The 3,019-nt window shown below is 46.8% G+C and carries 3 protein-coding genes; 1 reads left to right on the top strand and 2 read right to left on the bottom strand.

Annotated elements, in window-relative coordinates:
- Positions 1-267: 267 nt before the first annotated feature.
- The gene (locus IH879_21965) at positions 268-774 is read right to left on the bottom strand and encodes a hypothetical protein (protein ID MCH7677593.1); all 507 of its coding nucleotides are present in this window, start codon (positions 772-774) and stop codon (positions 268-270) included.
- Positions 775-1,094: 320 nt separating this feature from the next.
- Positions 1,095-1,853 carry an SDR family oxidoreductase gene (locus IH879_21960; GenBank protein ID MCH7677592.1) on the bottom strand — a complete coding sequence of 253 codons (759 nt, stop codon included), beginning with the start codon at positions 1,851-1,853 and terminating at the stop codon, positions 1,095-1,097.
- 445 nt (positions 1,854-2,298) lie between these two features.
- Here IH879_21960 and IH879_21955 point away from each other — a divergent pair.
- On the top strand, positions 2,299-3,019 hold a 721-nt coding region (locus tag IH879_21955), incomplete at its 3' end, for a hypothetical protein (GenBank protein ID MCH7677591.1).

Here is a 3,019-nt window from a genome sequence, read left to right as displayed (position 1 = left end):
CCAGCAACTTTCATTCAGGGCATCCGTTTACACAAGGAAACAATTTGAATCAAATAAAAGAATGTAGTAGGAGTACAAATGATGATATTGATTATTTTCCTGGTTGCTGCAGCAAGCGCATTTTATGCGTTTACATTAAAGCGCGATGAAGAGCGTCGCCAGCAATGGCAGCAGGATTCGCGAGCAACCTGGTTAAAGTGAGCTAAAACAGCAAACCCGGATCAAAATTTTGGTCCGGGTTTGCTGTTTTAATATGACCAATACTTCTCAAACCAACACCCCAAACGCCTGCATGTGCCACGACTCCTGCATGGGAATCTCCCATCTATTCTGTCGCAGATCCGCTGCTGTTTGAATCATGTTGTTAAAAACGACCGTTTCCTCATTTACCGATCCGTTTTCCACTAACTGCTTGAACTCAGCCCTGCCCACACATTGAATCGACTCGTTTTTATCCCGGTAAAACACCTTCAAACTTGTACCGACAATATTTGCGCCGATCGCAGATTCGAAGTTTTTCAAATTGTGCACCATGCTGTCTATGGAGCAGCCGGATGCGGCCAACATGCTTTCGTCAAGGCCAACTATGATAAATTGATTATGACGAACCTCCCAGCTCGGGTTCAGCTCGCTCTTGTGTGCTGTCCACTGCTCAAGGAAAAGTCCCATATTTTCGGTCAGCTTTTGCACCTGGCTGCTGTCCAGAGGATTTTCAGCACCAAAAATCCAGACTCGCGCCGTATCGGGTAAGTCATTAAAATTCACAAAGCTCATTTATTACTCCTATTTTTTTATTGCTTGTAAATGCCAATTATTTCCATACTTCTTTAAGATTTTGATTAATGGGTAATTAATTACGCATTATTCTGAGCACAAACCGCTATGTTTTTATACTCTGCAACTTAGTAGATGTGCGAAGAATCTCCCACTCCCAGGCTAAGATTCTTCGCGCTCGCTGATTCGTTGTAGAATCGTAGTGCTTTGACAACTCGCGCTCAGAACGACAGCCCTGTTTGCCTTGGTAACCAGAAGGCCCATTAAGAAATGCTTTAAAGAATAAGCAAATTTGACCGTCAAAACAAGCTAAATCTCGTTCAACAGGGCATTAAAGCGCCGTTATTAATATCAAATGTTTGTCCGGTAAACGAAGTCTGTTCCTCACTAAGCAGAAAACAGACCAGATTTGCCACCTCCTCCGGTTGACTCATTTTCTGCAGGGGAACCATCGACATTTGTTCTTGAAACGCCTGGTCATAAGATTTATTTACGGCATCGGCATAAGCCTGAATCCCCTGCCTGGCCATGTCTGTCTCTACCCAGCCGGGGCAAATGGCGTTGACCAATATTTTGTCCCGGGCGTATTGCGCCGCCCAGGAGCGCATCAAGCCCAGCAGCCCCGCCTTGGAAGCACAGTAAGCTGAGTAATTTGGAATCCCCAGGCGCGCTAAAATGGAAGATATAATAATGATATGTTTGAAACGCTCCGGCTGCTTCTTTAAATAAGGAAGACATTCATTCAGCAGCAGATACGTTCCGGCTAGATTGATCGAAATAATTTCGTCCCAGCGATCTTTGGGGCCATAAATATTTTCGCCGCCGACACCGGCATTTGCCACAACGCCATCAAGATGGGCTAACCCGGCAGCTTTTAAACCGTTGCCAATGGCATTTTTGTCGCGCACATCAGCACTGATGATTTGATGACGATCCGGATTTTGCAATTCGTCTTTTGTCTGTTTCAGCTTTGCATCTGTGCGGCCCAGCAAAATCACTTTCTGATCCCCGCTCGCTAATTTGTTGGCGATTGCACGGCCTATTCCGGAACCTGCACCGGAAACTAAAAACGTTTTCATTAAGTCTCCTTTTGAAATTTTTAATTTCTAAAAGGAAATAGTACAATTGTAAGAGGAAAAAATCAAGTTTACATGCGGGAAATTCTCTCTTTGAACCTTCGAGAGGGTTTTCTTTTGGAAGGGGAAAAAACAATCCGCACGTTTAATTCTTTGTTTGTATTAATATAATAGCTCATTTCATAACCATCTTCCCATAAGATTTTCAACAATACCCATGAGGGGTTCGGCCTCGCACCAGATTTTCGGCCAAACATCTATTACGCTACACGGCTTGGACGGGGAGTAAGCCGGGTCAATCGTCTTTCTGGTTCAATTAGACTCCGTTATCTCCCCGCAATTTCTCTTTTGTTTAAAGCAACGTCCCTGGGTCTCTTGGCCCATCGTGGTCAATCCGAATCCAACAGTAGATGCCGGCCCGGACGCAACAATTCTCGAGGGTCAGTCGGTGCAAATCGGTGGTGCTCCCACAGCTTCAGGGAATGGCCCCTTCACTTATAGCTGGACGCCAACAACCGATCTCGACGATGCGACTCTCGCCAATCCAACCGCGACTCCGAGCGCCTCAACAACTTACACGGTGGAAGTAACCGACGCGAATAATTGTGTCAACACCGATGAAGTTACGGTGACCGTACAGTCATGCGAAGATGCTATTGACGAGGGAGTCGCTGACATCCAAGATCTTATTGACGATCCGGGTACCTCTGCCAAAGCCATGCAAAAGCTGGAAAAGGCCAAATCCAAATTGGAAGAGGCCCTTGAGAAACTGGCGGAAGGCAATATCAAGAAGGCCTTTGGTAAGCTCGAAAAGGCGGTCAAGGAGTTAGGCAACGCCGGAAAAGAAGGAGCTGATGTCTCCGATCTCATCGATGCACTCGTTGGCGTCGCGCAGCAGATCGCGCAAAATGCTCTGGACGAAGCGCTAGCCTTGCCGGGCGATCCTGGTGAGATTGCAAAGGCCCAGGATGAGATGGCGCAAGCCCAGGAGGATCTCGACGCAGGCAAGCCCGACAAAGCCATCAAGCATTTCCAGAATGCCTGGGAGCACGCCCAGAAGGCTATCGAATTGGGCATGTCGCTACCAAAATCCTCGCCATCAGAACTTGTTGAACACACTTCCATACCCACGGAATTCGAATTAAGCCAGAACTACCCGAACCCGTTTA

It is taken from the genome of candidate division KSB1 bacterium (genome assembly GCA_022562085.1).
Classification (GTDB): Bacteria; Zhuqueibacterota; Zhuqueibacteria; order Oceanimicrobiales; family Oceanimicrobiaceae; genus Oceanimicrobium.
Note: the sequence above shows the minus strand (reverse complement) of the source record. Positions and strands in the feature narration are given on the sequence as shown.